The sequence below is a fragment of the Luminiphilus sp. nBUS_07 genome, from assembly GCF_051201685.1.
Taxonomy (GTDB): Bacteria; Pseudomonadota; Gammaproteobacteria; order Pseudomonadales; family Halieaceae; genus Luminiphilus.
In genome coordinates, this window is record NZ_CP179213.1 from 1,937,783 (window position 1) to 1,957,353 (window position 19,571).

Sequence of the window (19,571 nt, forward strand, 5' to 3'; positions counted from 1 at the left end):
GTTAGTCTCGAGGGTCATGAGTTTGCACTCCAGCACTGCTGCTGGTTTGGCGTGTCTCTGTTTCACACACCTGTGGGTCCCCGCCGCAAAGATCGCATTTGCTGTCGATCCCTAAACGCCCTATGCCACCACAAGTCCCACTAATGGGAGCTCTTCCAGCAATGACACCTACCGCCATCGCAGTCATGATTGCTGCGAAGGCTAAAAAGGTAACCACAAAAGTCACAAACGTACCCCTCTGTCTTTAAGACAACACTCTATCCCGATGCGGCGTTAGACGCCAGAAAGGGTGCGAACTTAGTGCTCCAAACAGCTTTAAGGCTGTCTACTTCACGATGGACAAGATATACCGCAAGCCCCAAACGCTCAGAGAGCTCCAATGCTTTTTCAGTACCCAGCACACAAAGCGCCGTGGCCCACGCATCAGCGAGAGCGGTAGACGGGTGAATGACCGTCACGGACACCAAATCATGTTGTACCGGGTAGCCGGTGCGAGGATCAATAATATGGGAATAGCGCTGACCTTCGTGTTCAAAATAATTCCGATAGTCCCCTGATGTGGCAACGCCCACGTTCGAAACATTCACGGCTGTTTGAAAGTTACCCCGCCCTTGCTCTGGACGCTCAACGGCAATTCGCCAAGCATCACCCCGAGGGCTGTGCCCTCTAAGCTGCAGCTCTCCCCCAACCTCGAGCATAAAGTTTTTGATGCCCAACTCATCGAGCGCATCCGCCGCTAGGTCGACCCCATAACCTTTGGCTATCGACGAAAACTCCAAGGACACACCTTTCACCCGTTTACTCAAACTCCGAATATTGGGGCGCCAATCAAGCCGATTCAGCCCGACCGCCTCACGAGTAATTGCAATCGCAGCCTCCGTTGGGATGTTGGTAGGCCCACCGGGACCAAAACCCCAAAGCTCTACTAGCGGAGCCACCGTTACATCATAGGCGCCCTCTGTAAGCTGGGTGATTTTTACGGCCTCAGACAACACGTAGGTAAAATCCCAATCGACCTCCATGGCCTTCTCTGGGGGCAGCGCATTAAATTCGCTGATAAGGGCAAGCGGGTCATAGGTGTTCATGCTGATGTCGACCACGTCAAAAGCTGCCAGCACCTCAGCTTCCACCACCTGCGAAGCAGGCGCAGACTCATCGGGCAAATAAACGAGGGACCAGCCTGTCCCATAGATGCTTCCCTGCAACTCAACAACTTTGGAAGTTTCACCACAGCCCATGAGCCCCAAAAGCAAAACGACCAGCACAATGGCTGGTCGCAGAACTACCGGTCTAGGGGCTTTAGCCACCAAAGTCGTCAAGGAAAATATTATCCCGCTCCACGCCTAAATCGACCAACATTTTGATGACCGCAGCATTCATCATTGGCGGCCCGCACATGTAGTATTCACAGTCCTCAGGTGCCGGGTGGTCTTTAAGGTACTGCTCAAAAAGCACGTTGTGTATAAAGCCCGTCAAACCTTCCCAATTATCCTCGGGCTGAGGATCAGACAACGCGGTGTGCCAGGTGAAGTTTTCGTTCTCAGCCTGCAATCCATCGTAGTCCTCAACGTAAAACATTTCTTTCAGCGAACGAGCACCATACCAAAAGGAAATTTTTCGCTTCGAGTTCAGTCGCTTCAACTGGTCAAACAAGTGCGAACGCATCGGAGCCATGCCGGCGCCGCCACCTATAAACACCATCTCAGCATCGGTTTCTTTGGCAAAGAACTCACCAAAGGGCCCATAAACGGTGATTTTATCCCCGGGTTTCAGGTCAAACACCCAGCTCGACATGATGCCGGGGGCAATGCCCTCACTGCCCGGAGGCGGCGTCGCGATCCTGATGTTGAACTTCACAATTCCCTTTTCTTCGGGGTAATTGGCCATCGAGTAAGCGCGGATTGTTGTGTCGTCGCTCGCAGAACCGTACTTGAAGAATCCGAAGCGCTCCCAATCCCCACGGTACTCCTCGCCAATGTCGAAGTTATCAAAATTAACGCTGTGAGGCGGACACTCTAACTGCACGTAGCCACCCGCTCTAAAGTCAACGCTCTCCCCCTCAGGTAGGCGTAGGACCAACTCTTTAATGAAAGTCGCGACGTTATCGTTTGACTCGACGGTACACTCCCACTGCTTAACCCCAAATACCTCTTCGGGAATTTGGATGCGCATGTCCTGCTTAACGGGTGTCTGACAGGACAACCTCCAACCATCGTGAGCTTGGCGACGGGTAAAATGAGACTCTTCCGTGGGCAGCATGGAGCCGCCGCCATCGCTTACCTGACACTTGCACTGTGCACATGTGCCACCGCCACCACAGGCGCTGGCGAGGAATAAATTAGCATCTGCCAAAGTTTGCAGAAGTTTGCCACCAGCAGGCACTTCAATGGTCCTTTCACCATTGATTTCAATGCTGACATTCCCGGAGCTTACCAACCTTGAACGCGCGGCCAAGATGACCATAACCAATGCCAGCACGATGGCTGTAAACATCCCGACGCCATATACAATCGTTATATCCATTACTGTTTAGTTCCTCGCCTTTGTCAGCATCATCAGATGTCGATGCCACCAAAGGACATAAAGCCCAAAGACATCAATCCCACTGTGATAAAGGTTATTCCCAGTCCCTGCAACCCGTCAGGAACGTCACTGTACTTTAGCTTTTCCCGAATACCCGCGAGAGCGACAATCGCCAAAGCCCAACCTACCCCCGCGCCCGCACCAAATACGGCACTCTCGCCGAAGGTGTAATCACGCTCCACCATCAGTAGAGAGGCACCCAAAATAGCGCAGTTAACCGTAATCAGCGGCAAGAAGACGCCCAGAGCGGCATAAAGCGCAGGCACATAGCGGTCTAGGAACATTTCCAATATCTGCACAAGTGCAGCGATGACCCCGATGTAACTCAGGAGCCCTAAAAAGCTCAGGTCTACATCAGGCAGTCCAGCCCAAGCCAACGCCCCATCTGCGAGCAAATATTGATAAATGAGATTATTTACCGGAACGGTAATCGTGAGAACAACGACAACCGCAACCCCCAGACCAAAGGCGGCCTGAATTTTTTTGGATACCGCAAGGAATGTGCACATTCCCAAAAAGAATGACAGCGCCATATTTTCAATGAATACAGCACGTACAAACAAGCTCAAATAATGTTCCATTACGCGCCCTCCTCAATGGCGGGTGTGTGCTTCGCGATGCGGAACTCAGGCTCTTCAACCTGGTCTTTTTGCAGACTGCGAATCGCCCAGATCAACAGCCCAATCAGAAAGAATGCACTGGGCGGCAATAATAAAAGCCCGTTCGGCGCGTACCAGCCGCCTTCGGTCACCAGGGGCAAAACCTCCATACCAAACAACTTGCCAGACCCTAAAAGCTCTCGCACGAATGCAACGGCCATCAAGATGAACGAGTAACCCAGCCCGTTACCAAAGCCATCGAGAAAACTCGGTACCGGCGGGTTTTTCATGGCAAAGGCTTCGGCACGCCCCATCACAATGCAATTGGTGATGATCAAACCAACGAACACCGACAGTTGCTTAGACGTGTCGTAGGCATATGCCTTGAGTATTTGGTCTACCACAATTACGAGGGAGGCAATCACCGTCATTTGAACAATGATGCGAATGCTCGATGGAATGTAGTGCCGGATCGCAGAGATAAAAAAGCTGGAGAAAGCCGTCACTAGGGTCAAGGCAACCGCCATGACCAAGCTGACCTGCATTGATGAGGTGACCGCTAATGCTGAACAGATGCCTAAAATTTGCAACGCAATTGGGTTATCGCGAAAAACCGGTCGAAACAGTGTGTCTTTAACGTCCATTAGGCATCTCCCTCACGTAAATTCTGGAGATACGACTCAAAGCCTCTATCACCCAGCCAGTACTGCACTAAATTACTGACCCCACGACTTGTAAGTGTGGCACCTGAAAGTCCATCGACTTCCCAATCTGCATCGGCGGCCTGCGGATCTACCGTGCCTTTTTTCACCGATATAGCAACGGCGCCCTGACGGTAAACCTGCTTGCCTTTCCAGAGGTTTTTCCAACGAGGATTGTCTACCTCACCACCGAGTCCCGGCGTTTCACCGTGCTCGTAAAAACCTAAGCCAGCAACGGTATTGCCGTCTGATTCCAGCGCAATAAAGCCGTACAGCGTGGACCATAACCCGTAGCCGTGTATGGGAAGGATAATTTTATCAAGCCCCCCTTTGTCATCGTTGACCAAATACACCAGGGCGTACTTCGATTGACGGACCATATTAGCGATGTCTGCAGACGTCTCTAACAGTATAGAGGTTGCGGGATCTTTAGCAGCAGCTCTCTGGTCGAAAGTCGTCGCGTCGATGCCGCTGACGTAATCCCCGGACTCAATGTCTATAACCCTCGAGTCGACCCGTTGGAACTGCTCCTCAACCGTTAGTTCAGGGTCGTAAAGACCCGCAGCCATTAGAATATTGCGTTTGAGGTCGCGTGTTTTGTTGACCTCCTGAGCGGGTTTGAACACAACCGCCGCCGTGGAGACAACAACTGAGCACACAATGCACAGGGCGAGTGCTACCGTAATGATGCGCCCCAAGCTTTCCTTGTTACTGGACACGAGCGAGCCTCCTTTTGATGTTGGCCTGCACCGCAAAATGATCAAACAACGGCGCAAACAAGTTGGCAAACAAAATCGCCAGCATCATCCCCTCAGGAAATGCAGGATTGATGACTCGGATCAGTACACACATAACACCGATGAGCGCACCGTAGGCCCATCGGCCACGGTTGGTCATCGCAGCCGATACGGGATCGGTCGCCATAAAAAATGCACCGAAAGCAAAGCTGCCCACTACCATATGCCAGTACCAAGGCATCGCGAATGCGGGATTGGATTCAGAGCCCACCAGGTTAAGTAAGGTAGAGAATGCAATCATGCCCGCGAAGCACCCTGCAACAACACGCCACGACGCAATGCGTGTCAGCAGCAGCACTGCACCGCCTATCATGATCATCAGCGTGGACGTCTCACCGATGGAGCCAGGAATCGATCCTAAGAAAGCATCCATCCAAGTGATCGAATCGGTTAAACCTGGCATTCCTTCAGCCGCGACAACGCCCAGTGGGGTCGCACCGCTGTAGCCGTCGACAGCAGTCCACACCGCATCGCCAGACAATTGTGCGGGGTATGCAAAGTATAAAAACGCTCGACCTGTCAACGCCGGGTTTAAGAAATTCTTGCCGGTTCCACCAAATACTTCTTTTCCAATGACAACGCCAAAACTGATACCTAAAGCGGCTTGCCACAAGGGCAGATCAGGGGGAAGTGTCAGTGCGAAGAGCACAGAGGTCACGAAAAAGCCCTCGTTGACCTCATGCCCGCGCTTCATAGCAAACAGCACTTCCCAAAATCCACCCACGACAAACGTCACGAGATAAAGTGGTAGGAAATGCAGTGCACCGAACAGAAAACAATCCCAGAGATTTGTTGAATCGTAGCCACCCAGAACGCCGATCACCGAACCCCGCCAGCCTTCTAGAGCCTCGATACCAACCCCAGACATCGCACCCGTGGCCTGGTAGCCCAAATTCCACATACCAAAGAACATCGCGGGGAAAGTCGCAAACCAAACCGTAATCATGATGCGCTTGAGGTCAACACCATCGCGCACGTGGGCTGTGGAGCGCGTTACATGGTTGGGCGAATAGAAAATCGTGTCTACCGCTTCATAGAGGGCATACCATTTTTCGTAGCGTCCCCCCGGCTTAAACTGGGGCTCGAGATTGTCAAGAGTGCTGCGCAATCCCATAGGTTATCCCTCCTTCTCTATGCGCGTCAGGTTATCGCGCAATATCGGTCCATACTCGTATTTGCCGGGGCACACATAGGTGCACAGCGCCAGATCTTCTTCGTCGAGCTCAAGACAACCCAATGCCTGCGCGGTTTCGGTATCACCAACCAACAAAGCTCTGAGTAGCTGGGTCGGTAAAATATCGAGGGGCATAACGCGCTCATAATTGCCCACCGGCACCATCGCGCGCTCAGACCCGTTGGTGTTGGTCGTCATAGCACTGGGTTTCATACCAAACCAACTCGACAAATAAATACCCATGACAGAGTGCCTTTCGGACCCTGGAGATAGCCACCCCATGAAGTCCCGATCACGACCCTCTGCAAGAGCCGTCACCTGGTTATGATAACGACCTAGGTAAGCGCTATCGGACTGGACAGTGCGACCGCCCAGCACCGAACCTGAGACAACCCGCACTTCACCGGTTGCCAACTCCCCTGCCGTTAGTGCCTGTAAATCTGCACCTAGCCGAGTTCGTATGAGACGAGGGCGCTCAACCTCAGGGCCGGCTAGTGCCACTACCCTGTCGGTGTAAAGCTCGCCCTGCAAAAACAGGTAACCCACCGCTATGACGTCTTGGTAACCAACTGTCCAGGCTATTTTCCCAAGAGAAGCACCCATCAAAAAATGGATATGCGTGCCAGCTAGGCCAGCTGGGTGCGGCCCCGAAAACTCTGTATGTTCTATTCCGGCGTGGTTGCCCTTAGCAATACCACTATCCGGTGCCGTACACAGGTGAGTTGGGCAGCCAGCCATCTCAGCGAGAAGATCCTGTCCCAGGACAAACGCCTCAGCATGCTCGGCGATGATCAAAGCAGGATCGGGCGCCAGTGGGTGAGTATCGATCGCCGTTATAAAAAGGCCAGCAGGGGCGCTTTCTGGATCTGCCACTTTCCCGTAGGGTCGTGCGCGCAGCGCGGTCCACTGCCCGCTGGAAATGAGTTGGCTGCGGATAGCTTCGCCGGTAAGCGCTCTGGCTTCTTCGGGACTGTGCGCGCCAAAGCCTAAAGGCTCTAAAGTGTCATCGATTTCAATAACCAGCGACTGAAAAACCCGACGCGCCCCTCGATTCAGTGCCACAACCTGTCCGGAAGCCGGAGCTGTAAAATTTATGCCCAGCGTCTTTTTATCGCTGAAGAGGATCTGACCCTTGCGCACCGTATCCCCCTCGGACACGGACATCGTGGGTTTCATACCCTCGTAATCTGCACCGACAAGCGCTACGTTTCTTACGTTTGAGGAAGAATCAATGTTGGAATCTGCTGCGCCAGCGAGTGGTATATCTATGCCGCGTCGAATTTTGATCATGTGCGCTTCCGCTTGTGTCTACTCGTCTGCACCCGGGGCTCGGGGCACGCTCTGGAGGAGTAGTCACACAGCACCTAGCGGCGCGGACCGAGTCGTTGAGCCTCCCCCGAGTCAACTTCCCGTATCGGGCGCTTTGCACGCCCGAACGTCTTTACAACCTCGCTCGCCTATTAAATGCCCATGGCGCTTCTGCTCGGCGTCGCAATTGTACCGGACCCCCTCGCAAACTCCAAGACAACTCAGAGCGTGCCTGAATCACCCTTTGGATAAGTGAGGTAACTGATGCCCGCCATTTTTTCAAGAATCCGATACACCTGACAGCTGTAGCCGTATTCGTTGTCATACCAGAGGTAACAGACGGCGTGTGCACCATTGACAATAGTCGCCTGAGCATCAAACACACAGGCCGCCCTTGAACCCACAAAATCTGAAGACACAACTTCGGGCGACGCTGAAAAATTGATCTGCTTGCGCATGGTCGAGTGCAGCGCAATATTGCGCATAAACTCGTTCAACGCCTCAACCGTCGTCTCTTTTTTCAGAGTTAGGTTAAGAATAGCCATTGAAACGTTGGGCGTTGGCACGCGGATGGCGTTGCCGGTGAGCTTGCCCTGCATTTGCGGCAAGACTTTGGCAACGGCCTTAGCTGCACCGGTCTCTGTAATCACCATGTTCAACGGTGCAGAGCGACCCCGGCGATCGGCCTTGTGGTAATTGTCAATCAGGTTTTGATCATTGGTGTATGCGTGAACCGTCTCAACGTGACCGCTGACGATGCCAAATTCGTCATCAAGCGCTTTTAACGGCGGCGCTATCGCATTTGTAGTGCACGAAGCGGCAGAAATGAGGCGATCCGTGGGAGAGATCTCATCATCGTTGATACCCGCCACAATATTTTTAAGCTGCCCCTTACCCGGGGCAGTCAGGATAACCTTCGCGACCCCTTTTCCCTGTAAGTGTCGAGATAACGCCTCATCGTCTCGCCACACGCCAGTGTTGTCGATAACGATGCAGTCGTTAATGCCATAGGCGGTGTAGTCAACATCCTCGGGTCGATCGGCGTAGATCACTTTGATTTCGTTACCGTTGGCAACAAAAGATTGACGGTCTTCGTCTACTCTTATAGTGCCCTGAAAAGCCCCGTGAACCGAATCCCTGCGCAGCAAACTCGCCCGCTTCACCAAATCATTTTCGGCGCCGCCACGCCGCACAACGACGGCACGCAGGCGCAAGCTGTCCCCGCCGTCTGTCTTATTGATCAAAATCCTTGCCATCAGGCGGCCAATTCGGCCAAAGCCATAAAGCACAACATCTACAGGCTTATCGACGGGGCGCTGCGTCGACTGAACCAAAAAATCCAGCTGTTGCGCAATATATTCCTCAAGGGTCATGCCCTCGCCTTGCGCTTTGTCATAAAACTCAACCGCAAGCCTTCCAACGTCGATATGACTGGGCCCCAATTGCATCGTGCCCATGGCCTCCAGCACCGGCGCTGTTTCAAATTCAGACAGCTCGTTGTGCTCAACTTGGCGGACGTAGCGGTGGCTCTTCATAATATCCAGCACCGATTGGTTCACCAGTGAGCGGCCGTAGATGTAGCACTTGACGTTCTGCTCTCGGGCCAGCGCTCCTACCTGCGGAATCATAGCCTCAGCCAATGCCTCCCGCTCCTTCCAGTCTGAAAAATAATTATCGGGGCGCTCGCGTTTGCGCTGGTCAGTCACGGGAAACTCCTGAAATTCAATATTGGGGGTAGGTAATAGGTTATTATCCGATCAACCTAGGCCGGCCCGCAAGTGAAATGCGGCCTGTAGGCCTGAGGAATAACGTCAAATAGGCACGATTTTTACGTCGATCACCCCTTTCTACGGACAATGCATGTTTTCCACACTCGTAGCTCCTACCCCGTGGCCAGAAAAATTGGGGTCTCGCTCAGCCTTGGGGCCCTGCCCGGGCACGGCGACCGCCATGGCCGTCGCAGAACTCGCGACTCAGCAAAAACTTTTGGTTGTTGTTGTACCCAGCTCTGCCAGCGCAGCCGTACTCGAGCGCGAACTGCCACTATTCAGTGCTGCAGCGCTAAATATCCTGACGCTTCCTGATTGGGAAACACTGCCCTACGACAATTTTTCGCCCCATCAAGATATCGTTTCAGAGCGTCTCAGTACCTTTCACCTGCTTCAGGACATCGCAGAGGGCGTCTTAATCGTCCCCATTACCACGCTCATGCAGCGAACGCCCCCGGTCCACTACGTTGCCGGTAGCAGTCTAGTGCTTGATGTCGGCCAGGCTCTCGACAGCAAAACACTTGTTCACAACCTCACCCTCAACGGTTACCGCGCCGTGGATACTGTTTATGAGCACGGCGAGTACGCCGTGCGCGGCTCGCTGCTAGACATTTTCCCCATGGGTAGCCAGGTGCCTTACCGCATCGACCTGTTCGACGCTGAAATTGAGAGTTTGCGAACCTTCGATCCCGAGACTCAGCGCACCATCACTAAAGTTGATTCAATACGGCTATTGCCTGCCAGAGAATTCCCCCTCACTGAGGAAGGTATTCGTCGTTTCAAATTAAACTGGTATCGAAAGTTCGATGGCGACCCCGAAGCCTGCCCACTGTTTAATGAAATTTGTGCGGGGCGCGTTCCCGGAGGCGCCGAGTATTTTCTGCCGCTCTTTTTTGATAGCTGCGGGACGGTCTTTGATTATCTTCCCGACCATGCTGCCTTCATAACTATCGGTGACCATTATCAAGCCGCGAGTCAATTTTGGTCAGAAATTACCTCTAGGCATTCCGAATACGGTGTTGATGTCAGGCGACCACTACTGCCCCCCTCTGAAGTTTTTATCCCGACGGAAAGCCTTTACGAGGACCTAGGTCGACACGCCGTGTTGGAACTGCGGACTGAACACGATGCGCCGGTGCACCAAAAAACCGGGTTGCTAAGCCCACCCGATCTCCACGAATTGTCCCAAGGCGCAACAGCGCTAGAGCGACTTGCCACATTTATCGAGGCACATGACGGTCCCGTCCTTCTTTGCGCGGAATCTCCCGGGCGACGAGAAGTACTGCTTGAGGGATTGAACGAACTAGGACTGCACCCAGCGCCGGTTAGCGAGTGGCCAGATTTTATAGCCCGAGCTATTCCCCTTGGTATTACCGTTGCGCCGGTTGATCGTGGTTTTTATCAGGGTCCTGGAAAACCCACCCTGATCGTTGAGAATCAAATTTTTGGCGCCCGAGTCGCGCAGCGAAGGCGGCGCCAATCCGTCGAAGAAACCAATGCTGATGCGATCGTCAGAGACCTCACTGAATTGCGCCCGGGGGTGCCGGTTGTTCACTTACAACACGGTGTCGGCCGGTATATGGGGCTCCAATCCCTAGAAATTGACGGTGCGCCAGCAGAGTTCCTGCTGCTGCAATACGCCGATGCCGACAAACTCTATGTACCTGTAGGGTCCCTGCATTTAATCGCCAGATACACCGGCGCCGACCCCGATACAGCACCACTGCATAGGCTTGGTAGCGAGCAATGGGAGAAGGCGCGGCGAAGAGCCCGTGAAAAAGCCAACGATGTCGCAGCGCAGCTCCTGGAGGTCTATGCCCGCCGCGAGGCCCGACAGGGTTTTCAGTTCGAGCTCGATGAAACTGCGTGGCAACGTTTTTCAGAAGAGTTTCCGTTTGAAGAAACCCCCGATCAAAGCGCGGCCATTGAAGCTGTTCGCGCTGACATGTGCGCCACCAAAGTCATGGACCGATTAGTCTGCGGCGATGTTGGATTCGGCAAGACCGAAGTGGCAATGCGAGCCGCTTTCATCGCTGTACAAAACGGAAAACAAGTGGCCATATTGGTGCCCACTACCCTGCTCGCCCAGCAGCATTACAACAGTTTTCGTGACCGCTTCGCTGACTGGCCAGTGACCGTGGAGGTCGTCTCTCGATTCCAGTCTAATAGCGATATTGCAAGCGTTCAAAAACGAGTGGCATCAGGAGAAGTCGACTTGCTGATTGGCACTCACAAACTGCTGCAAAGCACCTTCGCCTTTGAGGATCTGGGATTATTGGTCATCGATGAGGAACACCGCTTCGGGGTGAAACAGAAAGATGCCATCAAAGCTCTACGGGCCCAAGTCGACATTTTAACCATGACGGCAACGCCTATACCCAGAACCCTCAACATGGCACTAGGGGGTCTGCGGGACCTATCTATTATCGCGACCCCTCCCGCGCGACGTCTATCAATTAAGACGTTTGTCCGGGAACACTCTATCTCTTTGGTCAAGGAAGCCATTCTGCGAGAGACGCTTAGGGGTGGTCAGGTGTATTACCTGCACAACGAAGTCAAAACTATCGAAGAAACCGCGAGCCGGCTCAGAGAGATGTTACCCAACCTCTCCGTTGGCGTAGGGCATGGCCAATTGCGGGAGGCGGCACTCGAAGGTGTCATGTCAGATTTTTATCATTTGCGGCATCACATTTTAGTCTGCAGCACCATTATTGAGACAGGGATTGATATACCCAATGCCAATACAATCATCATCGACCGTGCTGACAAATTTGGGCTAGCGCAACTGCATCAACTTAGAGGCCGGGTTGGACGCTCCCATCATCAGGCCTATGCCTACCTTTTATGTCCACCGCGCTCGACGATGACCTCAGATGCCGAAAAGCGACTTGAGGCGATTGAGGCCGCTGGTGCACTCGGTGCTGGGTATTTACTGGCTACCCACGATCTAGAGATACGTGGTGCAGGTGAATTACTGGGGGACGAGCAATCGGGGCAAATACACAGCGTCGGTTTTGGACTTTATCTTGATATGCTCAACAACGCGGTGCGCGCCTTGAAACGCGGGGAAATTCCCGACGTTGATGGGCCCCTAGACAGTGGTACCGAAGTGAAACTCCATGTCCCCGCACTCATACCCGACGAGTATTTACCTGACATCACCTCGCGACTCGTTCTGTATAAACGCATTGCTGCGTCTGTGACACAGGAAGCATTGCGTGAGATCCAAGTAGAGATGATCGACCGCTTTGGCTTGCTTCCAGACGCCACCAAGAATCTATTCACTCAAGCAGCCATTAGGGTCCGGGCACAACGGCTTGGCATAGCGGAAATTGAAGCAGGTGACGAGGGTGGTAGCATCTCCTTCACCGATCAAACCCAGGTAGAGCCCATGACGCTGGTTAAGCTTGTTCAAGGCGACCCCAAAACCTACGGACTCGCAGGATCAAACAAACTGCGCTTTACTTGCGAGTTGGTTGGCCTGCCTGAGCGTCAGAACTTTGTTGATGCATTACTTGAAAAACTTGACCAGGAGTCATCATGAAAGGTCAGCAAAGCCCTAGATGGCTATTCATCTTATTATTGCTAACCAGCGCCGCTGCTGCACAGGAGCCGGTGCCAATTGCTGTTAATGTGCCTGACTCTATCGATCCCAATGCAGACTCGGGGTGGCTTCGAATTGAGGTCGCCGTATTAATAGATGACCGCGCTGAAGTGGTTACCTCGGAGGCTTGGCCCCCCTACCCAAGCACCCAATATCCAAATAGCCACCGCCGTTTACAAGACGACCAGCTGCTGCAACAGCTGTCGGCGCAATACCCCCAAGCCCAAATCATTGCGGAACCCGATGGTGCTGTCACGTTACTGCTTTCTGACCCGCAGCAACTGGTGGCAAAAGCCAAAGCAGACGCCCTCGCACAACAGCGAGAGGCGCTGCTCCAAGCGCAGGAAACGTCGACGGGTAACATCGACCTGCCTGAGAGCACTGACGGCACTACACCGATGGATCTGGATGATATAGCTGGCGCAACCGATAGCACTGAGAATTCCAGCCCGATTGCACTGGAAATGATCGATGCGCCTGATAAAACCGCCAATGCCGGGGCAGAGTGGCTCACTCCTTTTACTGAAAGTCCTCCCCTAGATGCAAATGCCGATTCGGTGTCGCCCTCCACAAATATCTCGGGGGCAGTGATTGATGATCTTGCGGAGGAACAAACGCCACCGCCTGCACTACCTGAGAGTTTTAAGGCGCGACCGATAGAATCGTTGTCAGAAGGACTTCGTCAGCTAACCCGCAGTAATCCTGACCGGCTGCAGATGAGCACCTCTTGGTTACAAGCCCCAGAAGTTGCCAACCTTCCTATTATCCTAGATAACTCAGGGGATGACCCAGACTGGCCACAACTTCAAGGTTTCGTGCAAATTCGAACAGGAGATACGTTAAAGATCGGCGTGAATTTTTGGTGGAATACCGATGCCAGCTACCTGCCAGAGGGGTTTTATATGACCTCACCGCCCATGGCGCCAGTACAACGATTCTGGCGGGATGAGCTGTCGTTGTTGCCCCTAGACGGGCCGACGGTTGCCAAGCGGCTAGCGACCTTCAAAGCTATCGAGGCACATATAAGTGCGGGCTTACCTCTCGTTGAATTCGTGGACCCCACAACCGGTTTTTTTCGAGAACTGGTTCCAGAAACCGATGACACAAACAGTTTTTCTCCGCCGGCAACCTGGCCTTGGCGACATTTTATTCATGTCGCAGATACCCGAACTGTCTCCGAGGGTTATGTTCGTTACTTTGATCATCCAGTTCTAAAAGTCGTCACAACGTGGCAAGAATTAACTTGGGGGGAGGTCTATCAAATCGGCGCTGCAGATCGCGAGCGCGAGGATATTGAAAAGGCCATCCAAGACGCGCAAGACGCCGTTGCTGATCCAACAGCTCCTCCCGTGGGCCAGCTGCCCCCCGACCAACAATCGCTGCGCTAAGTCAGCGACACTCCAGCGCTTTGTGCCTGAAGCTCGGCTTCACTTTGTAACAGTAACGTACGAGTAGGAAAGGCAACCTCCGCGCCGTGATCAGCGATAATCGCTAAAACCCGAAACAACACATCCTGTTTGATGTTGTGAAACGTCGCCCAGTCTGTGGTTTTGGTAAACGCATAGATGAAAAAGTCGAGGGAGGACGGCCCGCAAGTTACGAAATTGACCATCAATGTTCTGTTCAAATCAATCGCTTCATGGGACTCAAGCATAGCTTTAACGGCCGCAACGACCTTCCCCATGGCAGCAACATCTTCATAACGAATGCCAACAGTTTCATAAATTCGGCGATTGTTCATGCGCGATGGATTTTCTACCGCCACGCTGGAAAAGACCGAGTTGGGAATGTAAAGCGGGCGCTGGTCAAATGTTCGAATTCGAGTCATCCGCCATCCAATATCTTCCACCGTGCCCTCAATCTCTCTGTCAGGAGAGCGAATCCAATCGCCCACTGTGAACGGCCGATCGAGATAAATACTGAGGCCGCCTAAAAAGTTTGCCAACAAATCTCTGGCGGCAAAACCCACGGCGATACCGCCAATGCCGCCAAAGGCGAGCAGTCCTGACACCGACACACCCAGCGACTGAAGCACCATCAAGGCAACGACAATACCCAGACTTATCCGAACCAATCGTAGGGTCGCGCGTATGGTTGCTCGGTCATCGGACTGGCGCTTACCGCGATGCTCACTCAGTAATTCAGCCTCAGCGCCCTTGAGCGCTCGTTGCGCTATCCAAGCTAAGATCAAGATAAGTGCTGTATCGGCGACCTGCCTGGCCAGCGTTCTGAATTGGTCAGTTCCCTCAAATAATCCCAGAGAAAGGTAGACTACTAGTAACCAGATGGCCCATTTACTTGGGCGAATCAATGCATCAGCAAGCACGTTATCCCAGCGCAGATCAGAACGCTGCGCAGAGCGCTGTAACTGTGTAACCAACCGGTCGATTAATACGTGACCGAACAAGCCCAAAGCCAGCAAAGCCGCAACAACCAAAGCCACGACAGGCACATTGAGGTAGTCGGCCAGCGGGGCTAATTCCTTGACAAAAACCTGAATAGAAACGTCCATAACGTGAGGTGGGCATGACCTAAGGAGGGTAGATGCTAACTCACCCAAGAGAGCCAACGCTACGCTAAAAATACACCCGCTTGGCCAAGGTGACATCGCAAAAGATACTGTATATAATAACAGCCTGTATAAGTAACCAGCTCAGGAGAGCTTTTATGCTCAAGCTAACCGCGCGCCAAGAACAGGTCCTTGACGTTATCAAACGCTGCATAGATGACACTGGCTATCCCCCCACGCGGGCAGAAATCGCGCGGGAGCTTCACTTCAAGAGCGCCAATGCTGCAGAGGAGCACCTCAAGGCTTTAGCTCGAAAAGGGGCGATTGAAATGATCGCTGGCGCTTCTAGGGGTATCCGCTTGGCGGAGACAGAGCCTTCAGGCCTTGCTGTGGTGGGTCGAGTCGCGGCGGGCTCTCCAATACTGGCTCAAGAGCACATAGAAGAACGCTGCAGTATTCCCGCCCACTTCTTTAGCCCAAGAGCTGATTACTTACTACGGGTTTCTGGCGACAGCATGATCAATGCCGGCATCCTCGATGGCGACCTGCTCGCCGTACACAGCACGCCGATCGCTGCTGAGCAGCAAATCGTAGTGGCGCGAATTGATGATGAGGTCACGGTAAAGAGGCTGCATCGGCCCAATAGTCAGCATGTGATGCTGTTGGCCGAAAACGAAGACTACGCGCCAATTGAAGTTGACTTGGCAACACAGGCATTTGCCATAGAGGGTGTCAGCGTCGGGGTCTTAAGGCGCTAGCTCGAATTCTTCACGGCAGTTACTGTTTATAAATTAAATAGCAGCTGCCTGAGTCACGAACCATTCAATGAACCGTCCGCCCTCCAGCGACCTTGGTGCTTTCAGCGTTATCTGCGTCGACTTCAACGCTGCTCATTTCCGCTAGGCGTGCTGCAGCCTGAATGCCTGCTTGAATCATAGCTTTGGCGACTTCAAGGTTGTTTTCCATGAGATAGGCAGATGCCTCGGCAGAGAACTGGATGCTGACAAGTGGCTCCACGCCCTCCTCCTCAGCTCGCTGCAACACAATTTCGCCGTCACCCAGATCGACAATTTCCAACAGAGCGGTAGTCATGTGGAGTCCTTTATCATTGGCGAAAGCTAAATGTTAGCAGCCCAGCTACCGGCATACCACCCACCAAGGGTGGATTTCGCAGTCCTGATCAACATTCGTCCAAGCTACTGCTCATCCGGTTGATCAACGCTTCAAGATTCCCGCAAATGCCTTGATAATCTTCAACTTGAAGCCTTGCCACCGTCGACGCCAAGCGGCCCGGGGGCAAGGGTCTTTCAATACCCTGCTCCGGCAGCGTTTGCAGGCGAGCCAGCCAGCCATGCCGCTCCAAGTCTCGATATTCCGCAATCTCATTGGGTTCAGCAATACCCTGACTCGGGCCCGGTAATTCTACTGTGCTGTGAGGCGGTTGTTGCGGGAGGGGAGTAAACCTTACAACCGCGAGTAAAAACCAACCATAGGCATTGAGCAGGTGCAGGCGAACCGCCGGGGCAAAGGCTGCCTCAAGAACATTCTTCTCGAGACGGTTGCGACTCAGCTGGTCGCTCCATGCGTCTAGCAGCAGTCGCGCCATGTAGAGCGAATGATTGGCTAAACCGGAAGCACTGCTCAAATGACTCAGTCCCCGTCAGACGCCGCTGAGCTTTTAGCAGCCGGGGCTTTTTTTGCCGCCGTCTTTTTCTTGGCTTTGGCCTTCTTTTTGGGTGCTGCTTTCTTCTTGATCACTTTAGCCGTCCCCGATTCCTGCCAGGCACCATTGTCAAAAAATGCCTTCCAGCCAGTAGCCTTACCGTCGACATCCGTCATGACGTACTGCTCTTTTGTTTTTCGGCTGTATCGAATTTGACTGCGGTTACCCACGTCATCGGTGAGCGGGGCGTCAAACAGGAAGTGGTACTTGGGGTCTATCTCTCCCTGGTGTGGGATCAATTCGTCGACAAATGGGGGCCGCGTCTCACGATTTTTGGGAAACTTGCTAGCAGCGAGGAACAGGCCTGACGCACCGTCTCTAAGAATGTAGTGGTCCTCAACCTTTCGACAAGCCAACTCAGGCATTGGTACGGGATCCATCTTAGGAGGTGCCGCTTCGCCGCTGCGTAATAGTTTCCGTGTGTTCTTACATTCGCTGTTAGTACAGCCAAAATATTTTCCAAATCTGCCGGTCTTCAGCTGCATATCTGAGCCGCACTTATCGCACTCGATAGTCGGGCCGTCATAACCCTTGATGCGAAACTTACCTTCTTCAACTTCGTAACCGGCACAATCAGGATTGTTACCGCAAACATGCAATTTACGCTGCTCGTCAATGAGGTAGCTGTCCATCGCAGCATTACATAGGCCGCAACGCCGTTTTTGAAGCAACAACCGCGATTCCGCTTCATCATCGGCATCAGCGCTAATAGCTTCGTCACCGGAAGTTAAATTAAGCGTGCTTTTACAGCGCTCTTTGGGCGGCAAACTGTAGCCAGAGCATCCCAAAAACACCCCGGTACTGGCCGTCCTAATTTGCATGGGTCGATCGCAGGTACCGCAGGGAATGCCGGTGGGGGTTGGATCATTCAGCTGCATGCCGTCCGGATCCGGAGACCCCGCTTGATCCAGCTTGCCACGAAAATCGTGATAAAAATCGTTTAGCAAGTCCTTCCAATCTAAGCGACCATCAGCAACATCATCAAGATGCGCTTCCATGGAAGCGGTAAAGCCATAATCCAGTAGGTCTGCAAACGACGCTTGTAGCCGCTGGGTGACAATATCCCCCATTTTTTCAGCGTAAAAACGCCGATTTTCCAAGCGCACATAACCTCGATCTTGAATTGTGGAAATAATCGCGGCATAAGTAGAAGGCCTACCGATGCTCCGTTTCTCCATCTCGCGAACCAAGCTAGCTTCCCCGTACCTTGCTGGAGGTTTGGTGAAATGTTGTTTGGGATCAAGCTGCTCAAGGCTGAGGGCCTGTCCAACGGTCAAGTCCGGCAACTCGGCATCGTCACCTTTTCGCGACATGGGTGGTTGTGCACGGGTGAAACCATCAAATTCGACGACACGTCCTCTAGCGGTCAATCCATAACCGGCGGCGGCGACTGTCACAGTTGTCGAACGGTACCGTGCAGGCGTCATCTGGCAGGCCACGAATTGACGCCAAATTAGCTCATAAAGCCGCTCAGCATCCCGCTCCATTCCTTGTAGATCACTTTGGGTGACTCTGACATCGGAAGGACGAATTGCCTCGTGGGCTTCCTGCGCGCCTTCTTTAGATGAGTAACGCAGGGGCGATTCGGGGAGATAGTCACCCGAATAGTGCTTATCAATGTACTGCCGACAAGCGGCAACAGCATCATTGCTGAGATTCGTAGAATCTGTCCGCATGTAGGTAATGTACCCGGCTTCGTACAGCCTTTGCGCCAAGGTCATCGTCTTTTTAACGCTAAACCCCAGTCGTGTGCTCGCCGATTGTTGCAGCGTTGAGGTAATAAACGGCGCGCCAGGCTTACTGCTTGTCTTGCGCGCCTCGAGATTACTCACCTCATAAGTTGCAGGTTCAAGTGCGGCTACTGCCGCCATTGCCTCGCTTTCAGTTTTGGGAGCAAACTTCTCGCCTTCACGATATTTAACTTCAAACCGAATCGCCTCGAAGCCTTTGGGCAGTAAACTCGCGTGCACTTCCCAATACTCATCGGGAACGAACGCTCGAATCTCTCGCTCACGTTCAACGACAAGACGCACTGCTACCGATTGCACTCTTCCAGCGGAGAGGCCCCTAGCCACCTTGGCCCACAGCAGTGGCGACACCTCAAAACCAACAACACGGTCTAAAAATCGCCTCGCTTGTTGAGCATTAACGCGGTTTGTGTCGAGCTCCGTGGGCTTTTGGAAAGCCTCCTGAATGGCTTTCTTAGTGATTTCATTAAAAACGACTCGTTGATAACGACTTTCGTCTCCGCCGATAGCTTCCCGAAGGTGCCAGGCAATGGCCTCCCCCTCTCTATCCAAGTCGGTTGCGAGATAAATAGCATCGGATTTCTCTGCCAGCCGACGCAACTCCGAAACAACCTTTTCCTTGCCTGGCAGCACTTCGTAACGTGCATCCCAATCATGATCCGGGTCAATGCCCATACGGCGCACTAGCTGCTCGCGCTTCTTTTTTTCCTGATAATGCTTTTTAGCGTCGGGGGCCATTTTCCGAGTAAGTGCGGCTTGAGCAGCGCGCTCCTTTGGGTCCGAGGACGTACTGCTACCCGATGTCGGTAAATCACGGATGTGACCGACACTGGACTTCACGACAAAGTCGTTGCCCAGATATTTGTTGATCGTTTTCGCCTTAGCGGGCGATTCGACAATGACGAGAGATTTTGGCATAGCTATCGGCTTCGCATCCTTAAGCGCGGACTTCGACTATGAATCCACAGCTGAAGGAGCGCATATATACGGTGCGAATTACCCTAAGGTCAAGGAAGAAACTCGAGTTGTTGCGATTTGGTCAATCAAAAAGCCGAC

At 53.0% G+C, this 19,571-nt stretch carries 16 protein-coding genes; 3 read left to right on the forward strand and 13 right to left on the reverse strand.

The window, feature by feature from the left end:
• Position 1 precedes the first annotated feature (1 nt).
• The 9 genes from nqrM to ACMAZB_RS08665 all read right to left on the reverse strand — a co-directional run bounded on the left by nqrM (position 2) and on the right by ACMAZB_RS08665 (position 8,868).
• Complete coding sequence (gene nqrM / locus ACMAZB_RS08625; RefSeq protein ID WP_435211010.1) at positions 2 to 226, reverse strand: (Na+)-NQR maturation NqrM; 225 nt, start codon at positions 224 to 226, stop codon at positions 2 to 4.
• 31 nt (positions 227 to 257) lie between these two features.
• On the reverse strand, positions 258 to 1,319 hold the full coding sequence (locus ACMAZB_RS08630; protein WP_435216535.1) for an FAD:protein FMN transferase: 1,062 nt from the start codon (positions 1,317 to 1,319) through the stop codon (positions 258 to 260).
• Positions 1,300 to 2,523 carry an NADH:ubiquinone reductase (Na(+)-transporting) subunit F gene (gene nqrF / locus ACMAZB_RS08635; protein ID WP_435211013.1) on the reverse strand — a complete coding sequence of 408 codons (1,224 nt, stop codon included), beginning with the start codon at positions 2,521 to 2,523 and terminating at the stop codon, positions 1,300 to 1,302. The genes ACMAZB_RS08630 and nqrF overlap by 20 nt, the downstream gene beginning before the upstream one ends.
• 32 nt (positions 2,524 to 2,555) lie before the next feature.
• The gene (gene nqrE, locus ACMAZB_RS08640; RefSeq protein WP_435211015.1) at positions 2,556 to 3,164 is read right to left on the reverse strand and encodes an NADH:ubiquinone reductase (Na(+)-transporting) subunit E; all 609 of its coding nucleotides are present in this window, start codon (positions 3,162 to 3,164) and stop codon (positions 2,556 to 2,558) included.
• The gene (locus ACMAZB_RS08645; protein WP_435211017.1) at positions 3,164 to 3,826 is read right to left on the reverse strand and encodes an NADH:ubiquinone reductase (Na(+)-transporting) subunit D; all 663 of its coding nucleotides are present in this window, start codon (positions 3,824 to 3,826) and stop codon (positions 3,164 to 3,166) included. Before ACMAZB_RS08645 ends, nqrE begins: the two co-directional genes overlap by 1 nt.
• Complete coding sequence (locus tag ACMAZB_RS08650; RefSeq protein WP_435216537.1) at positions 3,826 to 4,602, reverse strand: Na(+)-translocating NADH-quinone reductase subunit C; 777 nt, start codon at positions 4,600 to 4,602, stop codon at positions 3,826 to 3,828. The genes ACMAZB_RS08645 and ACMAZB_RS08650 overlap by 1 nt, the downstream gene beginning before the upstream one ends.
• The gene (locus ACMAZB_RS08655; RefSeq protein WP_435211020.1) at positions 4,592 to 5,794 is read right to left on the reverse strand and encodes an NADH:ubiquinone reductase (Na(+)-transporting) subunit B; all 1,203 of its coding nucleotides are present in this window, start codon (positions 5,792 to 5,794) and stop codon (positions 4,592 to 4,594) included. Before ACMAZB_RS08655 ends, ACMAZB_RS08650 begins: the two co-directional genes overlap by 11 nt.
• A 3-nt stretch (positions 5,795 to 5,797) precedes the next feature.
• Positions 5,798 to 7,144 (reverse strand): Na(+)-translocating NADH-quinone reductase subunit A, encoded by a 1,347-nt coding sequence (locus tag ACMAZB_RS08660; protein WP_435216539.1) that lies wholly within the window; start codon positions 7,142 to 7,144, stop codon positions 5,798 to 5,800.
• A 239-nt stretch (positions 7,145 to 7,383) separates the two neighbouring features.
• The gene (locus ACMAZB_RS08665) at positions 7,384 to 8,868 is read right to left on the reverse strand and encodes a glyceraldehyde-3-phosphate dehydrogenase (protein ID WP_435216541.1); all 1,485 of its coding nucleotides are present in this window, start codon (positions 8,866 to 8,868) and stop codon (positions 7,384 to 7,386) included.
• Positions 8,869 to 9,022: 154 nt separating this feature from the next.
• Here ACMAZB_RS08665 and mfd point away from each other — a divergent pair, with 154 nt between their 5' ends.
• The gene (gene mfd / locus ACMAZB_RS08670; RefSeq protein ID WP_435216542.1) at positions 9,023 to 12,475 is read left to right on the forward strand and encodes a transcription-repair coupling factor; all 3,453 of its coding nucleotides are present in this window, start codon (positions 9,023 to 9,025) and stop codon (positions 12,473 to 12,475) included.
• Positions 12,472 to 13,923 carry a hypothetical protein gene (locus tag ACMAZB_RS08675; RefSeq protein ID WP_435216544.1) on the forward strand — a complete coding sequence of 484 codons (1,452 nt, stop codon included), beginning with the start codon at positions 12,472 to 12,474 and terminating at the stop codon, positions 13,921 to 13,923. Before mfd ends, ACMAZB_RS08675 begins: the two co-directional genes overlap by 4 nt.
• Here the strand turns inward: ACMAZB_RS08675 and ACMAZB_RS08680 are convergent.
• Positions 13,920 to 15,047, reverse strand: coding sequence for a mechanosensitive ion channel family protein (locus ACMAZB_RS08680; protein ID WP_435216546.1), 1,128 nt, complete (start codon positions 15,045 to 15,047; stop codon positions 13,920 to 13,922). The two genes, ACMAZB_RS08675 and ACMAZB_RS08680, sit on opposite strands and share 4 nt — an antisense overlap.
• A 155-nt stretch (positions 15,048 to 15,202) precedes the next feature.
• On the opposite strand from ACMAZB_RS08680, the gene lexA reads away from it, so the two are divergent.
• Positions 15,203 to 15,802, forward strand: coding sequence for a transcriptional repressor LexA (gene lexA / locus ACMAZB_RS08685; RefSeq protein WP_435211030.1), 600 nt, complete (start codon positions 15,203 to 15,205; stop codon positions 15,800 to 15,802).
• A gap of 64 nt (positions 15,803 to 15,866) precedes the next feature.
• On the opposite strand, the gene ACMAZB_RS08690 is transcribed toward lexA, so the two are convergent.
• The 3 genes from ACMAZB_RS08690 to topA all read right to left on the reverse strand — a co-directional run bounded on the left by ACMAZB_RS08690 (position 15,867) and on the right by topA (position 19,433).
• Positions 15,867 to 16,136 carry a hypothetical protein gene (locus ACMAZB_RS08690; RefSeq protein WP_435211031.1) on the reverse strand — a complete coding sequence of 90 codons (270 nt, stop codon included), beginning with the start codon at positions 16,134 to 16,136 and terminating at the stop codon, positions 15,867 to 15,869.
• A gap of 88 nt (positions 16,137 to 16,224) precedes the next feature.
• The gene (locus tag ACMAZB_RS08695; protein WP_435216547.1) at positions 16,225 to 16,689 is read right to left on the reverse strand and encodes a hypothetical protein; all 465 of its coding nucleotides are present in this window, start codon (positions 16,687 to 16,689) and stop codon (positions 16,225 to 16,227) included.
• Positions 16,690 to 16,694: 5 nt separating this feature from the next.
• Complete coding sequence (gene topA, locus ACMAZB_RS08700; RefSeq protein ID WP_435216548.1) at positions 16,695 to 19,433, reverse strand: type I DNA topoisomerase; 2,739 nt, start codon at positions 19,431 to 19,433, stop codon at positions 16,695 to 16,697.
• Between the last annotated feature and the right edge of the window lie 138 nt (positions 19,434 to 19,571).

Excerpts from the sequence above, each read along its gene's own strand:
- ACMAZB_RS08680 (WP_435216546.1), bottom strand. The coding sequence starts at position 15,047 with ATGGACGTTTCTATTCAGGTTTTTGTCAAGGAATTAGCCCCGCTGGCC.
- mfd (WP_435216542.1), top strand. The coding sequence starts at position 9,023 with ATGTTTTCCACACTCGTAGCTCCTACCCCGTGGCCAGAAAAATTGGGG.
- topA (WP_435216548.1), bottom strand. The coding sequence starts at position 19,433 with ATGCCAAAATCTCTCGTCATTGTCGAATCGCCCGCTAAGGCGAAAACG.
- ACMAZB_RS08675 (WP_435216544.1), top strand. The coding sequence starts at position 12,472 with ATGAAAGGTCAGCAAAGCCCTAGATGGCTATTCATCTTATTATTGCTA.
- ACMAZB_RS08645 (WP_435211017.1), bottom strand. The coding sequence starts at position 3,826 with ATGGACGTTAAAGACACACTGTTTCGACCGGTTTTTCGCGATAACCCA.
- ACMAZB_RS08690 (WP_435211031.1), bottom strand. The coding sequence starts at position 16,136 with ATGACTACCGCTCTGTTGGAAATTGTCGATCTGGGTGACGGCGAAATT.
- nqrE (WP_435211015.1), bottom strand. The coding sequence starts at position 3,164 with ATGGAACATTATTTGAGCTTGTTTGTACGTGCTGTATTCATTGAAAAT.
- ACMAZB_RS08655 (WP_435211020.1), bottom strand. The coding sequence starts at position 5,794 with ATGGGATTGCGCAGCACTCTTGACAATCTCGAGCCCCAGTTTAAGCCG.
- ACMAZB_RS08660 (WP_435216539.1), bottom strand. The coding sequence starts at position 7,144 with ATGATCAAAATTCGACGCGGCATAGATATACCACTCGCTGGCGCAGCA.
- nqrF (WP_435211013.1), bottom strand. The coding sequence starts at position 2,523 with ATGGATATAACGATTGTATATGGCGTCGGGATGTTTACAGCCATCGTG.
- lexA (WP_435211030.1), top strand. The coding sequence starts at position 15,203 with ATGCTCAAGCTAACCGCGCGCCAAGAACAGGTCCTTGACGTTATCAAA.